This is a genomic window from Pseudomonas sp. Pseusp49 (assembly GCF_059491875.1).
Genome location: NZ_CP168514.1, coordinates 974,862 through 994,822, shown reverse-complemented (window position 1 = coordinate 994,822; position 19,961 = coordinate 974,862). Strand labels below are relative to the sequence as shown.

General features: G+C 62.0%; 13 protein-coding genes. 5 read left to right on the top strand and 8 right to left on the bottom strand.

Annotated elements, in window-relative coordinates:
• Positions 1-1,167 precede the first annotated feature (1,167 nt).
• The 5 genes from ACEN83_RS04310 to ACEN83_RS04290 all read left to right on the top strand — a co-directional run bounded on the left by ACEN83_RS04310 (position 1,168) and on the right by ACEN83_RS04290 (position 7,620).
• On the top strand, positions 1,168-1,644 hold the full coding sequence (locus ACEN83_RS04310; RefSeq protein ID WP_056855147.1) for a formate dehydrogenase subunit gamma: 477 nt from the start codon (positions 1,168-1,170) through the stop codon (positions 1,642-1,644).
• The gene (locus ACEN83_RS04305; RefSeq protein WP_495579593.1) at positions 1,644-3,203 is read left to right on the top strand and encodes a formate dehydrogenase beta subunit; all 1,560 of its coding nucleotides are present in this window, start codon (positions 1,644-1,646) and stop codon (positions 3,201-3,203) included. The genes ACEN83_RS04310 and ACEN83_RS04305 overlap by 1 nt, the downstream gene beginning before the upstream one ends.
• Positions 3,200-6,082, top strand: a complete 2,883-nt coding sequence (gene fdhF, locus ACEN83_RS04300; RefSeq protein WP_495579592.1) for a formate dehydrogenase subunit alpha — start codon at positions 3,200-3,202, stop codon at positions 6,080-6,082. Before ACEN83_RS04305 ends, fdhF begins: the two co-directional genes overlap by 4 nt.
• Positions 6,079-6,300, top strand: coding sequence for a formate dehydrogenase subunit delta (locus ACEN83_RS04295; RefSeq protein ID WP_116581062.1), 222 nt, complete (start codon positions 6,079-6,081; stop codon positions 6,298-6,300). Before fdhF ends, ACEN83_RS04295 begins: the two co-directional genes overlap by 4 nt.
• A 279-nt stretch (positions 6,301-6,579) precedes the next feature.
• Positions 6,580-7,620, top strand: coding sequence for a DMT family transporter (locus ACEN83_RS04290; RefSeq protein ID WP_495579591.1), 1,041 nt, complete (start codon positions 6,580-6,582; stop codon positions 7,618-7,620).
• 27 nt (positions 7,621-7,647) lie between these two features.
• Here ACEN83_RS04290 and ACEN83_RS04285 read toward each other — a convergent pair whose 3' ends face one another.
• From ACEN83_RS04285 to ACEN83_RS04250, 8 genes are all read right to left on the bottom strand, one after another.
• Positions 7,648-7,995 carry a potassium channel family protein gene (locus ACEN83_RS04285; RefSeq protein ID WP_495579590.1) on the bottom strand — a complete coding sequence of 116 codons (348 nt, stop codon included), beginning with the start codon at positions 7,993-7,995 and terminating at the stop codon, positions 7,648-7,650.
• Positions 7,996-8,280: 285 nt separating this feature from the next.
• The gene (locus ACEN83_RS04280; protein ID WP_495579589.1) at positions 8,281-9,924 is read right to left on the bottom strand and encodes a fatty acid--CoA ligase; all 1,644 of its coding nucleotides are present in this window, start codon (positions 9,922-9,924) and stop codon (positions 8,281-8,283) included.
• A gap of 23 nt (positions 9,925-9,947) precedes the next feature.
• Positions 9,948-11,726, bottom strand: coding sequence for an acyl-CoA dehydrogenase C-terminal domain-containing protein (locus ACEN83_RS04275; protein WP_495579588.1), 1,779 nt, complete (start codon positions 11,724-11,726; stop codon positions 9,948-9,950).
• A 6-nt stretch (positions 11,727-11,732) separates the two neighbouring features.
• Positions 11,733-14,252 (bottom strand): efflux RND transporter permease subunit, encoded by a 2,520-nt coding sequence (locus ACEN83_RS04270; RefSeq protein ID WP_495579587.1) that lies wholly within the window; start codon positions 14,250-14,252, stop codon positions 11,733-11,735.
• A gap of 16 nt (positions 14,253-14,268) precedes the next feature.
• Positions 14,269-15,360, bottom strand: coding sequence for a WD40/YVTN/BNR-like repeat-containing protein (locus ACEN83_RS04265; RefSeq protein WP_495579586.1), 1,092 nt, complete (start codon positions 15,358-15,360; stop codon positions 14,269-14,271).
• Positions 15,361-15,552: 192 nt separating this feature from the next.
• Entirely contained in the window at positions 15,553-16,911 is a 1,359-nt protein-coding gene (locus ACEN83_RS04260; protein WP_495579585.1) for a DUF1329 domain-containing protein, read from the bottom strand.
• 41 nt (positions 16,912-16,952) lie between these two features.
• Complete coding sequence (locus tag ACEN83_RS04255; protein ID WP_116581055.1) at positions 16,953-18,956, bottom strand: DUF1302 domain-containing protein; 2,004 nt, start codon at positions 18,954-18,956, stop codon at positions 16,953-16,955.
• A gap of 123 nt (positions 18,957-19,079) precedes the next feature.
• Positions 19,080-19,646, bottom strand: a complete 567-nt coding sequence (locus tag ACEN83_RS04250; RefSeq protein ID WP_495579584.1) for an RBBP9/YdeN family alpha/beta hydrolase — start codon at positions 19,644-19,646, stop codon at positions 19,080-19,082.
• Positions 19,647-19,961: the final 315 nt, after the last annotated feature.

The window sequence follows — 19,961 nt, the reverse complement described above, 5'->3', positions numbered from 1 at the left end:
CTCAAACTGCAACCTTAAAAGTTTTTGATTTTACTAATAAAATCAACTACTTAAGCCTGAACGAACACCAATATGCTCGTTAGCGGGAGGCGAATAATACAGTATTAAAATACGTGGTCAACCCCTACCTAGAAATTCTTTTCCCTTACCAAAGAGCCTAGGTTGCCACTATGAAAACTTCCAAGGCCTGTACAAAACATCAGGGCAGCAGAGTACTCAGACCACGTCGTCACTAAATCGCCCCTTATTTCGTAGACGCTGACTGACCGCTTTTGGCTGTGGATTGCTGCCTGTCGCGACAGGCTGAAAACGCGTTTTGAAGTCCTCGCTTCTACGTTGAATCTGCAAACGTCCGGTTAGTCAGCAGACTTGGATTTTGCGTAGGTGCGTGTTTTTCGCGCCGATTTTCATTGCCGCATCTGCCTTAAAATGTTTTTACACAGCTTCGCCCCATAGCTGTCACTCGCCTGCGGCAGCTGTCGACCGATTCTGTTGAAAAAGTCCTAGCGTAGTGGGCGGGGTGTTCAGCGGGACATGTGGATGCCTTGGGTTTTCGCGATCGGGCTCGCTCCTACAGGGGGTTGTGGTTCAGTTCAGGGGGGTGTGTTGGCTGGGCTGGCGCCTTCGCGGGCAAGCCCGCTCCCACAGGGGTTGCGGTGAGCTGGCTGGCGTTGTTTGGCTCCAGCGGGTTGTGATTGTGGTGCACCTCCACCATTGATAGTGGTTGGGCTGGCGCTTTCGCGAGCAGGCTCGCTCCCACAGGGTTAGCGGCGTACTTCAGCGCATCTGCTTCGTAGAATTACCCTCGGTTCTGATGCTTCTTCTCACCGGTAATGCTTGCTATACATCAGTCATCGACAGGCCCTTTCGGCATTAGGCCAGTGTGTGAACGCCCCGTGCGGCACTCATCTAGACTTAATGGATAGTCGTAGGCAGAACCGAGCACGTCGCTTTGGTGCAGGTCGATCAATAGCGGCGTGGCAAGCTGCCCTTTATGCCCAGTAGAGGTGCGGCGAAGACCGTGCCGGGCACAACAAGATGCCCGCTCAGGGTGCCCTGGCCAACGGCCAAATTGCCACGATACCGTGACGTGGTGTGAGTGCCGCAGCCGACACTTTCGGACGACCGACGACCTTCTGGTTTGTCCGTGACCGTGAGGATTGCTGAATGCCTGATGAGATGTTGCACCTGCCTGTGGTCAACAGTTTGCTGGAGCGCCACAAGGGCTCTGCGGGTGCGCTGTTGCCCATTCTTCATGATATTCAGGAGCGCATTGGGTACGTCCCCGATGTCGCCGTCCCCGAGATTGCCCATGCCCTGAACCTGAGCCAGGCCGAGGTTCGTGGGGTGATCAGTTTTTACCATGACTTCCGTACTGCGCCGCCTGCGCGGCATATCCTGCGGCTGTGCCGGGCCGAGTCGTGCAAGAGTCGCGGTGCCGAGCAGTTGGCTGCGCAGTTGCGTGAGCGTCTGCAACTGGATGACCACGGTAGTAGCGCCGATGGCAGCATCAGTTTGCGTCCGGTGTATTGCCTTGGGGCCTGTGCCTGTTCGCCGGCTCTGGAGCTGGATGGCCGGGTGCATGCGCGGCTCAGTGCCGAGCGTCTGGATGCTTTGCTCGACGCTTGCCGGGAGGACGCGTGATGCCGACTCTTTATCTGCCCTGTGATTCTCTTACCCGTGCTGTGGGCGCCGACGAGGTCTCCACGGCCCTGATCACTCAGGCCAAGGAACTCAATCTGCCGCTGGAGCTGCAGCGCACCAGTTCGCGCGGGCTGTATTGGCTGGAACCATTGTTGGAGGTGGATAGCCCGCAAGGTCGTATTGGCTTCGGGCCGCTGACGGCCACCGATGTGCCGTCGGTACTCGATGCGCTGCAAGGCGAGCCGTCCACTCATCCACTGGCCTTGGGCCTGGTGGAGGAACTGCCTTATCTGAAGACTCAACAACGCCTGCTGTTCGCCCGCGCCGGCATTACCCGGCCACTGTCGCTGGACGATTACCGGGCTCACGGCGGTTTCGAAGGTTTAACAAGGGCCGTCGCCATCGGTGGCGAGCAAACTGCCACGGCAGTGTTCGATTCAGGCCTGCGTGGCCGTGGCGGCGCAGCCTTCCCCGCCGGAATCAAATGGCGCACGGTGCGTGCGACCGAAGCGGCGCAGAAGTACATCGTGTGCAACGCCGACGAAGGCGACTCCGGCACCTTTGCCGACCGTATGCTGATTGAAGGCGACCCCTTCCTGCTCATCGAAGGCATGGCCATTGCCGGCATTACTGTCGGCGCCACCTATGGCTACATCTATGTGCGCTCGGAATATCCGGATGCCGTGGCCACCCTGCGCAACGCGCTGCAGATTGCCCGGGAGAACGGTTACCTGGGCGCCAATGTCGGCGGCAGTGGTCAGGCCTTCGATATGGAAGTGCGCGTCGGTGCCGGTGCGTACATCTGCGGTGAAGAAACCGCGCTGCTGGACTCCCTCGAAGGCAAGCGCGGGATCGTCCGCGCCAAGCCACCGATTCCGGCGTTGAAGGGGCTGTTCGGTCAGCCGACGCTGGTGCACAACGTGCTGACCCTGGCCTCGGTGCCGCAGATTCTGGCCAAGGGCGCGCAGTTCTATCGCGATTACGGCATGGGCCGCTCCCTGGGCACCATGCCTTTCCAGCTGGCGGGCAATATTCGTCACGGTGGACTGGTGGAACGGGCCTTTGGCCTGACGCTGCGGGAGTTGGTGGAAGATTACGGCGGAGGTACCGCCAGTGGCCGGCCGCTAAAGGCTGCGCAGGTGGGCGGCCCGCTCGGTGCCTGGGTGCCGCCGTCGCAATTCGACACGCCGCTGGATTACGAAGCCTTCGCCGCCATCGGCGCGATGCTCGGTCACGGTGGTGTGGTGGTGGCGGACGACACCTTGGACATGGCCCATATGGCGCGTTTCGCGATGGAGTTCTGCGCCGAGGAATCCTGTGGCAAATGCACGCCGTGCCGCATCGGCTCGACCCGTGGCGTGGAGGTGATCGACCGCCTGCTGGCCGCACCGGACCAGAACGGTCGCGATGAGCAGGTGATCATCCTCAAGGACCTGTGCGACACCTTGCAATACGGTTCGCTGTGCGCGTTGGGCGGCATGGTTTCCTTCCCGGTTGCCAGCGCCCTCAAGCACTTCCCCGCCGACTTCGGCTTGCAGCCTTCGGAGGCCGAGCAATGATTACTCTCTTCGACCCGAACACCGATATCGACCTCGGCACTCCTGCCCGTGAGAGCGAGGTGCAAGTCACCCTGAGCATCGACGGCCGCAGCATCAGCGTACCCGAAGGCACCTCGGTGATGCGCGCCGCCGCGCTGCTGGGCACCACCATTCCGAAACTCTGTGCCACCGACAGCCTGGAAGCCTTCGGCTCCTGCCGCATGTGTCTGGTGGAGATCGACGGCATGCGCGGTTATCCGGCGTCCTGCACCACGCCGGTTACTGAAGGCATGAGCGTGCACACCCAGACGCCGAAGCTCGCGACCCTGCGCCGTAACGTCATGGAGTTGTACATCTCCGATCACCCGCTGGACTGCCTGACCTGCTCGGCCAACGGCAATTGCGAGCTGCAAACCGTGGCCGGTCAGGTCGGCCTGCGGGAGGTGCGTTACGGCTATGAGGGCGACAACCATCTGGCCGATGTGAAGGACACGTCCAACCCGTATTTCGACTACGACCCGAGCAAGTGCATCGTCTGCAACCGCTGCGTGCGCGCCTGCGAAGAAACCCAGGGCACCTTTGCCCTGACGATTACCGGGCGCGGTTTCGAATCCCGGGTGGCGGCCGCCGGTGGGGATAACTTCCTCGACTCGGAATGCGTGTCCTGCGGTGCCTGTGTACAAGCCTGCCCGACCGCAACGCTGATGGAAAAAAGCGTGGTCGAACTGGGCCAGCCAGAACGCAGCGTGATCACCACTTGCGCCTATTGCGGCGTGGGCTGCTCGTTCCGCGCCGAGATGAAAGGCGACCAACTGGTGCGCATGGTTCCGGACAAGAACGGCCAGGCCAACCACGGCCACTCCTGCGTCAAGGGGCGCTTTGCCTGGGGCTACGCCACTCACCCGGATCGCATCACCAAGCCGATGATCCGCAAGCACATCAACGACCCGTGGCAGGAAGTCAGCTGGGATGAAGCGGTGACCTACGCCGCCAGCGAATTCCGCCGGCTGCAGCAGAAATATGGCCGCGATTCCATCGGTGGCATCACCTCCAGCCGCTGCACCAACGAAGAAACCTACCTGGTGCAAAAACTGGTGCGCGCCGCGTTCGGCAACAACAACGTCGACACCTGTGCGCGGGTCTGCCACTCGCCGACCGGTTATGGCTTGAAACAGACCTTGGGCGAGTCCGCCGGTACCCAGAGTTTCGACTCGGTGATGCAGGCCGACGTGATCCTGGTGATGGGCGCCAACCCCAGCGACGCCCACCCGGTGTTCGCCTCCCAGCTCAAACGCCGCCTGCGTGAAGGCGCGCGGCTGATCGTCATCGACCCGCGGCGCATCGATCTGGTGGACTCGGTGCATGCCCGCGCCGAATACCATTTGGCCCTGCGCCCCGGTACCAACGTCGCCATGCTCAACGCCTTGGCCCATGTCATCGTCACTGAAGGGCTGCTCAACCAGGCCTTTATCGACGAGCGTTGCGAGGGCAGCGATTTCGCGACCTGGAGTGAGTTCGTCAGCCGTGCGGAAAACTCGCCGGAAGCCCTTGGCCCTGTCTGCGGTGTACCCGCTGCCGACATCCGTGCAGCTGCGCGCTTGTATGCCACCGGTGGCAATGCGGCGATCTACTACGGTTTGGGCGTCACCGAACACAGTCAGGGCAGTACTTCGGTGATGGGCATCGCCAACCTGGCCATGGCCACGGGCAACATCGGCCGCGAAGGCGTGGGCGTGAACCCGTTGCGGGGGCAGAACAACGTGCAGGGTTCCTGCGACATGGGCTCTTTCCCCCACGAGTTGCCTGGCTACCGACACATTTCCAACGAGGTGGTGCGGGCGCAGTTTGAACAGGCGTGGAACGTCACCCTGCAACCCGATCCGGGCCTGCGCATTCCCAACATGTTCGAGTCGGCCCTGGCCGGCAGTTTCAAGGGCCTGTATTGCCAGGGCGAAGACATCGCCCAGAGCGATCCGAATACCCAGCACGTCACCGCCGCCCTGTCGGCCATGGAGTGCGTGGTGGTGCAGGATATTTTCCTCAACGAAACCGCCAAGTTCGCCCACGTGTTTTTGCCGGGCAGTTCGTTCCTGGAAAAGGACGGCACCTTCACCAACGCCGAACGGCGCATCTCCCGGGTGCGCAAGGTCATGGACCCGCTGGGCGGCAAGGCCGACTGGGAAGGCACCGTGGCCCTGGCCAATGCCCTGGGTTACCCGATGAACTACAAGCACCCATCGGAAATCATGGATGAAATCGCCAGCCTGACGCCGACCTTCACCAACGTCAGCTACGCCGAACTGGACCGCCACGGCAGCCTGCAATGGCCGTGCAACGCCGAGGCGCCGGACGGTACGCCGACCATGCACATCGAGGAGTTCGTGCGCGGCAAGGGGCGTTTCATGCTCACCGGCTACGTGCCCACCGAGGAGAAGGTCAACACTCGTTATCCACTGCTGCTGACCACCGGGCGCATCCTCAGCCAGTACAACGTCGGCGCCCAGACCCGGCGCACCGACAACGTGGCCTGGCACGACGAAGACCGTCTGGAAATCCACCCGACCGACGCCGAGAGCCGTGGCATCAACGAAGGAGACTGGGTCGGCATCGGCAGCCGCGCCGGGCAGACCGTGCTGCGTGCGCGGATCACCGAACGGGTCGCCCCGGGCGTGGTGTACACCACTTTCCACTTCCCGGAATCGGGGGCCAACGTGATCACCACCGACAACTCCGACTGGGCCACCAACTGTCCGGAGTACAAGGTCACGGCCGTGGAAGTCAGCCGCGTGTATCACCCTTCGGAGTGGCAGAAGCGCTTCCAGGAGTTCAGCGAAGAACAGGACCGTTTGCTCAAGGATCGCCGCCACGCCCGTGGTGATAAAGCCGAGGTGCGCCGATGAGTACTGACAACCTGATCAAGATGGCCAACCAGATCGCCCAGTACTTCGCCAGCCAGCCGGACCAGCAACAGGCGGTGCTCAGCGTGCGCAATCATCTGCAGATGTACTGGGCACCGAGCATGCGCAAGGAATTACTTGCCTGGCAGACGGAGCACCAGGGGGCGGATTTGCACCCGCTGGTGCAGGCGGCGGTGAGTGGGGCGGGTTGGGAGGCTTAGTCGGAAGGAGCCCGGATGAATACCTGTGGGAGCGGGCTTGCTCGCGAAGGCGTCAGTCCAGACAACATTGATGTTGAATGTACTGGCCCCTTCGCGAGCAAGCCCGCTCCCACAGGGTTATGTGTTGGGGTCGAGATTCAGGTTAGCCTTGAAGTGATCGGGGGCTTTCAATGATTCACGGCAGGTGTCGGGAAATCATCGCGGGCAGGCCACAAGCGCTCATTTCCTGCACTGAGCGTATCCTGTTCACGACTATCTTCCCTGAGCCCCGGAACCACCATGACCAAAAGCATTCTCTACGCCCTGGGCGCTGCGGCCCTGTTCGGCGCCAGCACGCCCTTGGCCAAGTGGCTAGGCTTGAATGTGTCCCCCCTTCTCCTCGCCGGCCTGCTTTACCTGGGCAGTGGCGTCGGGCTGACGCTAACCCGCCTGATGCGTGATCGTGGCTGGCAGCCAACAGGCCTAACGGCCCCTGAATGGCCATGGTTCATCGGGGCCATTGTGTTCGGTGGCGTTCTGGGGCCGGTTGCATTGATGTTTGGACTGACCCTCACCTCTGGCACCACCGCATCACTGTTACTGAACCTGGAAGCCGTGTTGACCGCACTGATGGCCTGGGTGGTGTTCAGAGAGAACGCAGACCGGCGCATTGTTGCGGGGATGATCGCCATTGTCGCCGGGGGCGTATTGTTGGCGTGGCCTCGCACTTCGGCAGAGGTTCATGGCTGGTTGGGACCTGTCGCGGTGGCGCTGGCCTGTTTTTGCTGGGCCATTGATAACAACCTCACCCGCAAGGTGTCTGCGTCGGATGCGTTGTTTATTGCCGGCACCAAAGGGTTGGTAGCTGGGGTCGTCAATTGCGCGCTGGGAATCGCGCTGGGCATGCACCTGCCAGCATGGTCGCTGCTTGGGCCAACCCTGCTGGTGGGCTTTTTGGGGTATGGCGTGAGTCTGGTGCTGTTCGTCCTGGCGTTGCGGGGGCTTGGTACGGCGCGCACCGGGGCTTACTTTTCTACGGCCCCGTTCCTGGGAGCCGCAATCGCGATCCTGTTTTTCGGTGAAGCCGTAACGTGGGTGTTTTGGATCGCTGCCGGCCTGATGGGGCTTGGGGTCTGGATTCATCTGACCGAGAGTCACTCACACGAGCATCGGCACGAACCGCAAATCCATGACCATAAACACGTCCATGATGAGCATCATCAGCATGAGCACGACTTTGAGTGGAATGGTGAGCAACCCCATAGCCATGTGCACCAGCACTCACCGATCGTCCACAGTCATCCGCACTTTCCCGACATCCATCACCGACACTCGCATTGAGCCCCGGAGGCTGTGGCTATCACGTCCTTACTCGACGTCCTTCTGCCGTGACGCCGTCACCGTCACTTCAATCGCCCGGACACTGATCGCCGCGAATGTCGCCGTCATCAGTACCCCATTGAAACCCAGCAGGATCGCCAGTACCCGTGACACGCCCAGTTTGGGCACCAGTTCTCCGTAGCCGATGGTCAGGCCGGTCACGAAGGCGAAGTAGACGCCGTCATACGGGCTCCACCCTTCCAGGTGGGCGATGATGAGGCCGAACGCAATGATCACCAGCAGCAGTATCGAGAAGATCGGCCACACCACTTTGAAGTAGAACCAGACGGCCTTGTAGAACTCGTGGCGGACGTTTGATGCACGGGTGAGGTTCATGTCGTGGGCTTCCTGGGGTTTGACTGATGCACAGCGGTTCAATACCCCGTTCAGCTTGGCACAAGCGCTGAAAACTGCGACCAACGGGGCGTTATCTCTGGCCAGGACTATGACAAAGATCACGCCAAGCGGGCTATCCGGAAACCGCCCGGCGCCGGTGGATTCCTGTAGGAGCGAGCCTGCTCGCGATGGTCGTTAACGATTACGCGGGTTTCCTGGTTAAACGCAGCGCTCTCTAGTCCATCGCGAGCAGGCTCGCTCCTACAAGGTTTCTGGCTTTATCCCTCAGTTCACTTCCGTTTCCCGAATCAGCTTCTTGTTGATCTTGCCAACACTGGTCTTGGGGATTTCGGCGACGAACTTGAACTGCTTGGGGATCGCCCATTTGTTGATGCGGCCGCCGTCGACGAAGGCTTGCAGGTGCGTCTCGAGGATCTTGCGGTCCAGGTATTGCCCCGGCTCGCACACCACCATGGCCATGGGCCGTTCGCCCCACTGCTCATCGACGATGCCCACCACCGCGACCGACATCACGCCCGGGTGTTCGCTGATCAGGCTTTCCAGTTCCAGGGAGCTGATCCACTCGCCGCCGGTCTTGATCACGTCCTTGATGCGGTCCTTGATTTCCACGCCGCCCTGTTGGTCGATCGAGGCCATGTCGCCGGTGTGCAGCCAGCCGTTGTGCCACAGCTCCGCGCCTTTGTCCGGGGCTTTCAGATAGCCCTGGGTCAGCCACGGCGCGCGCACCACGATCTCGCCCAGGGACTCGCCGTCATGGGCCACGTCGTTGCCTTCGGCGTCGATGATCTTCAGGTCGACCAGCGGCACCGGTGTGCCGGTCTTGATGCGGATCGGCAGTTGGGCTTCGGCGGATAGCTGAAGGTCCTCGTCGCGCAGGTAGGTCAGGCACAGCAACGGGCAGGTTTCCGACATGCCGTAGCCGGCGTGCACCACCATGCCTTTGGCGCTGGCTTCACTGGCGATGCCGAGCGTCAGCGCACTGCCGCCGAGGAGCATTTTCCAGCCGTCGAAACGGGTCGCCTTGCCTTGCTCACAGTTGAGGATCATCTGCAGGATGGTCGGCACGCAGTGGGAGAAGGTCACCTTCTCTTCGCGGTACAGCTTGACCAGGCTGTTGGGTTCGTAGCGGCCCGGGTAGACCTGCTTGATGCCCATCAGGGTCGCGACATACGGCACGCCCCACGCATGCACGTGGAACATCGGCGTGATCGGCATGTACACATCGTCGGAACGCAGCAGCGGCTGGCCTTGATAGACGCCCAGGGTGCCGACGGCATTCAGGGTGTGCAGCACCAGTTGCCGATGGCTGAAGTACACGCCTTTCGGGTCGCCGGTGGTGCCGGTGGTGTAGAACAGCGTGGCGACCGAGTTCTCGTCGAAATCCGGGAAGTCGTACTGGTCCGGGGCCAGGGACAGCAACTGCTCGTACTCACCGAGCACCGGCAGCGACGTTGCGGTCGCCTCGTCATCGGTGAGCTGCAGGTAGCCTTTTACCGTTTCCAGCCGTCCGTGGATCTGTTCGACCAGGGGCAGGAAGTCGTCATGCACCAGCACCAGGTCATCCTCGGCGTGGTTCATGGTGAACAGCACCTGCTCCGGCGACAGACGAATGTTCACCGTGTGCAGCACCGCGCCGATCATCGGCACGGCGAAGAAGCATTCCAGGTAGCGGTGGCTGTCCCAGTCGAGCAAGGCCACAGTGTCACCGGCCTTGACCCCGGCCGCCGTCAGCGCATTGGCCAGGCGGCGGATGCGCTGGTTGAGCGTCTGGTAGCTGTAGCGCAGTTTGTCGGCGTAGACGATTTCCCGGCCCGGCTCGTAACGCACGCCGGACAGCAGCAATTGCTTGATCAGCAAGGGATAGGCATAAGCGCCGTCGGCGGGCGGGATTATTTTTGTTTTCAGCATGGTTGGAGTTCCTTGTCCTTGGATCAGAACTGATCGGCTTTCAGCTCGTAGAGGCAGTCACTACCGGCCTTGACCGATGCGCTCAACGAGTGGATACGCGGCAGCAACCGGGCGAAGTAGAAACGCGCGGTGGCCAGTTTGCTGGTGTAGAAGTCGTCTTCGGCATCCCCGCTGATGACGGCCTTGGCCATGCGCGCCCACATGTAGGCGTATGCGGTGTAGCCAAACACGTGCAGGTACTCGACCGAGGCCGCGCCGATTTCATTCGGGTTGCCCTGGGCCCGGTCCAGCAGCCACGCGGTCAGCTCGTCGAGGGTGTCCACGGCGGCATTCAGCGGCTTGGTGAACTCGTCGAGGTCGGCACTGGCGTTAGCGGTAAAGTTGCGGATTTCCGAGGCGAACAAGCGGTAGAGCGCCCCGCCGCTGCCGACGATCTTGCGCCCGGCCAGGTCCAGGGACTGGATGCCGTTGGTGCCTTCGTAGATCTGGGTGATGCGCACGTCGCGCACCAGTTGCTCCTGACCCCACTCGCGGATGTAGCCGTGGCCGCCGAAGACCATCTGACCGTGCAGGGTGGTTTCCAGGCCCATGTCGGTGAGGAACGCCTTGGCCACCGGGGTCAGCAGCGCCACCAGTTCCTGCGCACGATTGCGTGTGACTTCGTCTTCGCTGTACCTGGCCGTGTCCAGCTGCAACGCTACGTAGCTGGAGAACGCACGGCCGCCTTCGTTCAAGGCTTTCATGGTCAACAGCATGCGGCGCACGTCCGGATGCACGATGATCGGGTCGGCGGCCTTGTCCTTGTTCTGCGCACCGGTCGGTGCACGGCTTTGCAGACGGTCGCGGGCGTAGGTGACGGCGTTCTGATAGGAACGCTCGCCCTGGGCCAGGCCCTGGATGCCCACACCCAGACGCTCGTAGTTCATCATGGTGAACATCGCCGCCAGGCCTTTGTTCGGCGCGTCGACGATCCAGCCGGTGGCGCCATCGAAGTTCATCACGCAGGTGGCGGAGGCCTTGATGCCCATCTTGTGTTCGATGGAGCCACACGACAGCGCATTGTTTTCACCCAGCGAACCGTCGGCGTTGACCAGCACCTTGGGCACCAGGAACAGCGAGATGCCCTTCGGCCCCGCCGGTGCATCCGGCAGGCGCGCCAGTACCAGGTGGATGATGTTCTCGGTCAGGTCGTGGTCGCCGCCGGTGATGAAGATCTTGCTGCCGCTGACCTTGTAACTGCCATCGGCCTGGGGTTCGGCCTTGGTGCGAATCAGGCCCAGGTCGGTGCCGGCATGGGCTTCGGTCAGGCACATCGAACCGGTCCAGGTGCCGGCGTACATGTTCGGCAGATAGCGTTGCTTGAGCTCTTCGCTGGCGTGGGCCTTGATCGACAGGCAGGCACCGGCGGTCAGCATCGGGTACAGGCCGAACGACAGGCTGGCCGAGTTGACCATCTCTTCGACCTGCGCCGAAATCGCCTTGGGCATGCCCATGCCGCCGTACTGCGGATCACCGCCGACACCGACCCAACCGCCCTCGGCGAAGGCTTGATAGGCCTCGGCAAAACCCTCTGGCGCAGTGACCGAACCATTGCTCCAGGTACAGCCCTGTTCGTCGGTGGCGCGGTTCAAGGGTGCGATGACTTCGCCAGTGATCTTGCCAGCCTCTTCGAGGATGGCGGCGGCGGTTTCTTCATCGATCACGTCGGCCAGGCCGGGCAAACTGGCCCAGAGCCGGGACACCTGGAAAACCTCGTTGAGTACGAAGCGCATGTCGCGCAGGGGAGCTTTGTATTCAGACATCTTGGCTTACTCGGAAGTGGTCAGGGCATGGGGCATGCCCGGACGTTCAGTGGATTCAGTGTTTTCGGCGGCAGTCTCAGTACCCGGCTGAGGGGCCCGTTCACGCAGCAGGAAATACGACAGGGCTGGAATCAGGATCAGCGCACCGAGCATGTTCCACAGGAACATGAAGGTCAGCAGGATGCCCATGTCGGCCTGGAACTTGATCGGCGACCAGACCCAGCACACCACGCCAGCGGCGAGGGTGATGCCCACCAGCCCGACCACCCGGCCGGTGAAGGACACGGCGTTGCGGTAGGCCTGGGACAACGGCAAACCCTGGCGCTGGAAGTGCAGTTGCACGCTGAGCAGGTACAGGGCGTAGTCCACGCCGATGCCGACGCCGAGGGCGATCACCGGCAGGGTCGCGACTTTCACGCCGATGCCCATGGCCACCATCAGGGCTTCACAGAGGATCGAGGTCAGCACCAGGGGCAATAGCGCCACCAGTGTGGCCCGCCAGCTGCGGAAGGTGATCAGGCAGAACAGCGTCACCGCCGCGTACACGTACAGCAGCATGGTGTGATTGGCTTCGCGCACCACGATGTTGGTCGCCGCTTCGATACCGGCGCTGCCGGCGGCGAGCAGGAACTGGCGATCCTCGCTGCTGTTTTCCCTCGCGAATTTGTCGGCGATGGCGACTACCGCATCGAGGGTTTCGGCCTTGTGATCCTTGAGGAACGCGATCACCGGCATCAGCGAGCACTCGGTGTTGAACAGCTCCGGCGAGTTGACCGAGGCTTGCTGCGCGGCGTAGTTCAATACGTCCTGGTTGCGCTGGATGCTGTTGAGCTTGGGGTTGCCTTCGTAGGTGCCGGCGGTGATCTGCCGTACCGCATTGACCAAGGACGCGGTGGCCTGCACGCCCGGATACTGTTGCAGTTCCCAGGCCAGGCGGTCGGCGAGTACCAGGGTCTTGTAGTTCAGGCAGCCTTCCGGCGCGGTCTTGATCATCACCGCGAACAGGTCGCTGGACAGCGCGTAATGCTGGGTGATGTAGGCGTTGTCGCGGTTGTAGCGCGAGTCGGCGCGCAACTCCGGCGCACCGCTTTCCAGGTCACCGATCTTCAGGTTGAGGCTGACCACGTAGCCGCCAATGCCCATCAACACCGCGACCAGCACGGCGCCCGTGGCCCACTTGGCGGTGGTGAAGCGATCGAGCGCGTCCCACAACCGGCCGAAGCCTTTGTGCTTTTCGGCACGGGTATCGATTTTCAGCGCGCGCTCGGCGGCCTTGGCGCCAACTCCGATATAGGACAGCGCCACCGGCATCAGCAACAGCGAGGTGAAGATCAGCACCGCGACGCCGATGCTGGCGGTGATCGCCAGGTCCTGGATCACCGGGATGTCGATCAGCATCAGCACCGCAAAACCCACGGCATCGGCCAGCAACGCGGTGACGCCGGCAATGAACAGACGGCGGAAGGTGTAGCGCGCGGCGATCAGCTTGTGGGTGCCACGGGCGATGTCCTGCATGATGCCGTTCATCTTCTGCGCGGCGTGGGACACGCCGATGGCGAAGATCAAAAACGGCACCAGCACCGAGTACGGGTCGATGGCGTAACCGAGCCAGGCGACGATGCCCAGTTGCCAGACCACCGCGACCAGCGAGCAGCCAACCACCAGCAGAGTGCTGCGCACACAGCGGGTGTAGAGGTAGATGATCACCAGCGACGTGACCACGGCCAAGCCGAAGAACATCATCACCTGGATCAGGCCGTCGATCAGGTCGCCCATGAGTTTGGCGAAGCCGATCACCCGCACCTTGTAATGGCCGGTGCCTTCCACCCCGGATTTACGCGCAGCGCTGTCGCCGGCGTATTCGATCTTGTCGCGCAACTGCTCTTCGAGCATCTGCGAGAACGCGTGATAGTTGATGCGCTGGCCACCGGCGGCGGCTTTGTCCAGCAGCGGCACGATCAGCATGGTCGACTTGAAGTCGCTGGCCACCAGGCTGCCGACAATGCCGGCGCGGGAAATGTTCTGGCGCAGCTGTTCGATCTGCTCAGGCTGCCCTGAATAGGTGTCGGGCATCACCGGGCCACCCTGGAAACCGTCCTCGGTGACTTCGGTCCAGCGCACCGCCGGACTCCACAGCGACTTCATCCACGCGCGGTCGACGCCCTCGGTGAGGAACAGTTGGTCGTTGACCTGCTTGAGCACGTCGAGGTATTCGGGGTCGAAAATGTCGCCCTGGGTGTTCTCGACCACCACCCGCACCGAATTGCCCAACCCGCGCAGGGAAGCGCGGTTTTCCAGGAAGTTCTGGATGTACGGCTGGCTCTGCGGAATCATTTTTTCGAAGCTGGGGCGCAACTCCAGGCGCGTCGCCGCCATGTAGCCGAGCACCACGGTGGCCAGGGCCATCAGCAGCATGAACAGCGGACGGAAGTTGAACACCAGGCGTTCCAGGCGGTTGCCGGAGCGGTGGTCGAAATCACGCACATCGCGGATCACCGGCATGGCGTCTTGTTTGATGTTGCCCATGTCTGGGTTCTCGCTCTTAGGGTTCGAGGGCTGGATCGGCGGACAGCGTCCGGGCACCACGGCTTCCCGCCAGCACCAGTGCGCCGTCGGTGGACTGGGCAGCGCCGGCGACCGGCGTCGGTGCCGGTTGCCGCACCAGATGCATCTGCGCGCCCGTCCCCTGGCTGACCAGCATCTGCCCGCCCTGGGTGAACAAGCGATAATTGCCACGGGCATCGATCAGGCCCGCGGTGATGCTGACGTGCAGGCCGCTGTCCAGCGCAGTCCAGCTCTGGCCGCCATCGGTGCTGCGCAGCACGTTGCCGCGCAGGCCGTAGACCAGCACTTCGCCGGGCTTGCCGAGCACGCCGAAGAAGCTGCCCTGATACGGCGTCGGCACGGCATTGAAGCGTTGGGCGCTGTCGTCCCACTTGAGCAGCAGGCCTTGCTCGCCGGCGATGTACAACGCATCGCCAGTGGAGGCGATGGCATTGAGGTGGAAACCCTGCGGGTTGTCGGTGCGGTCCTGGAACGGCGTCCAGGTCTGGCCGCCGTCGTCGGTGCGCAGGATCAGGTTGAACACGCCGACCACATAGCCGGTTTTTTCGTTGGCGAACCAGACGTCGAGCAGCGGTTTGTCCGCGCCCTGATCGACTAGCCTTTGGCCCTCGGTAGCCAGAAGCGGCCATTGCTCGTTGCCCGGCTCGGCATTGGCCAGCGCCGTGTAATGCTTGACCAGCAATTCGCCGATCTGGCGACCGTCGAGTTGCTTCTTCCAGGTCGCGCCGGCGTCGCTGCTGTGCAGCACTACACCGTCGTTACCGACCGCCCAGCCCTGGGCTGGCGTTGAAAAATTCACGGCGGTGAGATCGGCGCTGACCGGCACGGCGGCCTGCTGCCAATGCTGACCGGCATCATCGGAAAACAGAATATGGCCACGCTGGCCGACGGTAATCACGCGCCCGCCAGCGCGGGCCATGCCGGACAACGGGCTGTTGATCGCCAAGGCACTGACCCTGGCGGGCAGGTCCAGCACATCGACGTAATCGGCCGCCTGGGCGATGCCCTGCGACAGGCCGAGCACAACACCGAACGCCAAACGCACAATATTATTTTTATACGAACACATGCTGCGTCCTCTTCGGAAAACCGCGTCGAGGCACACTTGCGTGTGCCAGACGTGCAGGTCATGCCCTTGTAGGAGCGAGCTTGCTCGCGATGGTCGTGAACGATGACGCGTGCTGTCTGGATGCCCGCGTCGCCTTCTGGTCCATCGCGAGCAAGCTCGCTCCTACAGGGTGAGCGTTTGCTTGCGGTTGACTTAGCGAATGCCGGCGCCTGCCAGCGATTCCGAAGACCACTGCGCCTTGGAGAGCGGCTCGATGTACTTGATGCCGCCGTAAGGACCGACCACACCGTTGATGTTGTACGAACCACCCACCAGGTCGTAGATCATGAAGGGCGTGGAATCCGGAACCTGCTTGTCATAGCTCTGGCTCAGGAAGGCGAAGGAACCGCGATAGAGCTGACCACGGGCGTCATATTGATCCGAGGCCAGAGCGGTCCAGCTGTCTTCGTCGAGGTAGAAGCGGCGCTTGGCGTAGATGTGACGGGCACCGGCCTTGAGGTTGCCTTCGACCACCCACACGCGGTGTTTTTCCCAGCGCACGAAGTCCGGCGCGAGGTGGTTGGCGGTGGTCAGCGACTTCGGATCCTGGACGTAGGTCAGCTTGTAGGTGTTGTAGGGCACGATCATTTCCTGCTTGCCCACCAGCTTCCAGTCGTAGCGGTCCAGCGCACCGTTGAACACGAACACATCGTCGTAGGTGCCTGCACCGGCGGTACCCGGGTTAGGCGTGTCGTACGCCAGGCTCGGCGCCAGTTTCACCCGACGCTGACCCGGCAAGTACTGCCAGGCGCGACGCGGCTGTTGCAACGGGTTGGCGGCGTCCTTGAGCATGATCGCCTCGCCGGCCCGGCGCGCAGGGCCGGTGTACGCCAGCTTCATCTGGTAGTACACGTCGGCGCTGCTGATCGGCTGCGAGAGGTTTTCGTAGATCGGGTAGGAGATGTTCGCTTGCCCGGTGGTCGCCAGGCTCGGCACACCGGCGGAGTCGACGTTCCAGGAGTCGTACTTGGAGCTGATGCTGACGCCCTGGTAGCGCAACAGGAAGTTCCACATCGCTTCGTTGCCCGACTGCGGAATCGGGAACGGAATGCCCGGCAGCACGTTGTCGATGGCCAGGCCACCTTCCAGGGACTTGGCGCCGCTGGCGTTCTTCACGCCGTTGTCCAGAATCGCTTGAGGCAGCGAAACGGTGCGGTGCGTCGGGAATACGTCGACACGGAACGTCGGGAAACGCTTGGCCAGTTCTACCGTGGTTGCCGTGAGCAGGCCCTTGTATTGATCGACGTTCTTGCCGTCGATCACCAACAGCGGCTTTTCGCTGGCAAAAGGATCCGGGCGCATGCTGTCGCCGGCTTTGAAGCCGGCCGGTGCGGTGGTCAGGCCACCGTTGTAAGCGGGGATGGAGCCATCGGCGTTCCCGGCTTTTTCAGCCCCTACCTGTGTCAGGCTGGCGCCCAGTTTGGCAGCTTCCTGGGCTGAAACAGCGGCCTGTGCCTGGGCGGCAAGGACCATGGCCAGCGAAGCGGCCAACACGGTTTGTACAAATTTCATCTTGTTATTCTCCTGCTTGCATTGAGCAAATCAGTGGTGAATCAGAATGTTGTTTTCATCGTCAGGTACACGGCGCCACGGTCCTCGGTCGTGGCACCCCCTCCGGAGAAGGACGAGTAGCCGCCGGCGTAGCAGGCGTAGTTTTCGTTGCCGCTGAAGGCGTTCGGGGTGGAGCCGTCGCCGCCGTTCGGGCCGGTGCTCACACCGCTGACGTTGCACTTGTCGGTCTGGCCGAAGGAGTCCACGTACTTCAGGTCGACAAAGTATTTGTTGTACACAATGGCGCCCACGCCCACGGCATAGTTGCCGGTGTCCTTGGCCCCGCCACCGGAGACCGGCGACACACCGTCGAGACCGACGTTGACGGACATCGGTGCGTTGAGATCGACACCGGGAAACACCTGGTACCAGGTCGGTGTGAAGTTGACTGCCAGGCCCCAGTTGTCGCGGGTCGGCGCGTCGATGCCGCGATAGCTGTCCTTGCCCTTGTAGAGCGCTTCGTTCTTGCTATCGAGCTTGAGCAGGTTGCTGTAGTACAGCTCGGCCAGCACGGTGGCCTGATCGAACACCGGCGTTTTCGGCAGGGTCATCAGACCGTTGAGCGTCCAGTGCAGGGTGTCGCCTGTGGCGCTCATGCTGTCGCCACGGCTCGGGGTGTCGTAGACCACACCGGTGGCGTCCGTACGGGCAGGCAGCAGGCCCAGACCTTGACCCAGGCCCAGCGGGCTGCGGGTACTGACGATCGCCGGGATGCTGGCCAGCGGCATGTTGTGGCGAACGTTCAGGTCCGAACCGACGCTGATCCCGCCGACATCCTTGGACAGGCTCAGGCCAAGGATCTTGATGTTGTCGGCATAGGCCAGTTGATAGGTGGCGGTGTCCAGCGAATTGAGGGTGTTGATCACCGCAGGCACTTGTCCCGCCGGGCGGGTGCCGTTCGGGTTGGCCGAGGTAATGCCCCTGGCGTCCAGATAGGCTTGCGGCAGGATTTCCGAAGTTTCGCGGTAGTAAACGCCGAGGGTGCCATCCAGCCACGCCGGCGACCACTTGGCCATGACGCCCCAGTCGCCGCTGTCATGCGGTGTCAGGTCCTTGCCACGACGCACATTGGTCAAGGCGTTGCACGGCGCCAGGCCACAACCCAGCGGGCTGCCCGGTACCACGGCGTTGGTGTTGCCCAACAGGAACGATTGCGCACCGAAGCCGACCAGGTCGGAACCTCCGTAATAGGTGCCCGCTTCCGGCAGGCGCGCGGCATCCCAATTGAGGAAATACTGGGCACCCACGGTCAGCTCGGGATTGACGGTGAACGTCATCGACAGCTGGTTACGCGGAACAAACAGCTCCTTGGCTTCGGTACCCGGCGACGCGGCGAGCTTGGCCAGGTCGAGGCCGGACTGGCCATAGCTGACCGAGTGCACCGGGTTGAGAATGGTCTCGCCCCAGAACACGTTGTGCTGGCCGGCCTTGACGCTGAACATCGACTCCTCGCCCACTTCGGTGCTGTAGAACACGAAGGCATCGAGGATTTCGCCGGAAGGACCGCTGTAGTAGCGCTGGGCATAGTTGCTCAGGTGCGGGCTGCCGTTGCCGACGTTGTCGTGGGTGACCCCGGCCAGGCGCGGGTCGTTGGCAATCAGGCCGGAACGCGCATCGTTGCCGTTGACGAACGGGTTGGAATTGGAGCCGGTGTTGTCATAGGCCTTGTCGTACCAACTGGCGGCGCTGACACGAAAGCCCATGGCGTTCTTGTAGACCACGTCCATTTCGGTCAACAGGTCGATACGGTTGGTGATGTTGGTGCCGGCCTTGCGGAAGTTGTAGTCGCCGTCGTTGTTGTTCGGCGTTCCCAACATGCGTTTGTCGGCGCTTTCGGTGCGCACGCCGTAGTTGTACTTGATGGTGTTATCCACCCGTACGTTCCAGTCCGGATTCCCCGTCTCGATTTCGGCCCCATGGGCCACCGGTACGCTTGCCGCGAGAATGGCCGAGGCCAGCAAGGTGTAGCGTGGAGCGGTGAAGCCATGACTCTTGTTGTTGTGCATTGCGTTGTCTCCGCCTTTTTGTATTTGTTTTTAGCGCAGCCGCCCTCACGCAAACCTCTTCGAGTTTGCGTTTAAGGAGTGAGGGCAAATGCCGGTGGCGTACTGCCAGTCCAGCTCCTTGTACTAGCGGTCCAGCTCCAGGATGAGTGCTTCGGCTTGTGGCCAGTGGCCAAATCCTGCGGCCGGATTGAGGTGACCGACATCGCCCAGATTGAGCAATTCGGCGCCCCAGCCTTCTGCCATGCGGGTGACCGCAGGCAGCGTGGCAAGGTAATCGTTGGTGCTGCCGGCCACGATGCTGCGAAATGGCAGCGGACCTTGTGGCAGTGGACTCCAGCCCTGGCTACGCAGGGTTTCGGAAGATGGATAGTTTGCCGGCCAGACCGCATCGAGGTCCGGTGGCGCGGCCAGCAGAGCGCCCTTGATCGGACGGCTGTAATGCGTAGCCCAGTGCGCGACCATCAGTACGCCGGCACTGTGAGCCACCAGAATCACCGGCCCGTCGATCTGCTCGAGTTCGTGCTGGATGGCCCGCACGCGAGCCATGCAATCGAGCTTGTCGGTCTCCAGCGGCGGGACGCTACGCACGTTGCTCAGCCTGGCTTGCAGCAACGTTTGCCAATGTTCGGCCACGTGCTCGCGCAGACCTGGAACGATCAGAACGGTGGCGGCAGTTTGCAGTTTGTCCACGGTCAACACCTTCGCTTTCTCGATAACTCGACTGGCTGTTTTCGCCAGGGGCTTTTTGTAGGGTCGACATTAAAGAGCGCCCACCCGAAGCGCTTTACATTGGACGTCAGGCACTTTTCTTTTGATGACAAATTGTCGGACACTCGGACGCGTGACCGCCGGTCTAAAAACCCCGCAGGTTGGCGCAGGGTCACTGTAATCAACGGATGAGCGCCGATGGCTCCCTGCAGCGTAGAAGATGGATGAGCGCACAGCATGAAAACCATCGACGACATGACAACTGTTCAACTGTTGATACGCTGGATATAGTCGCCA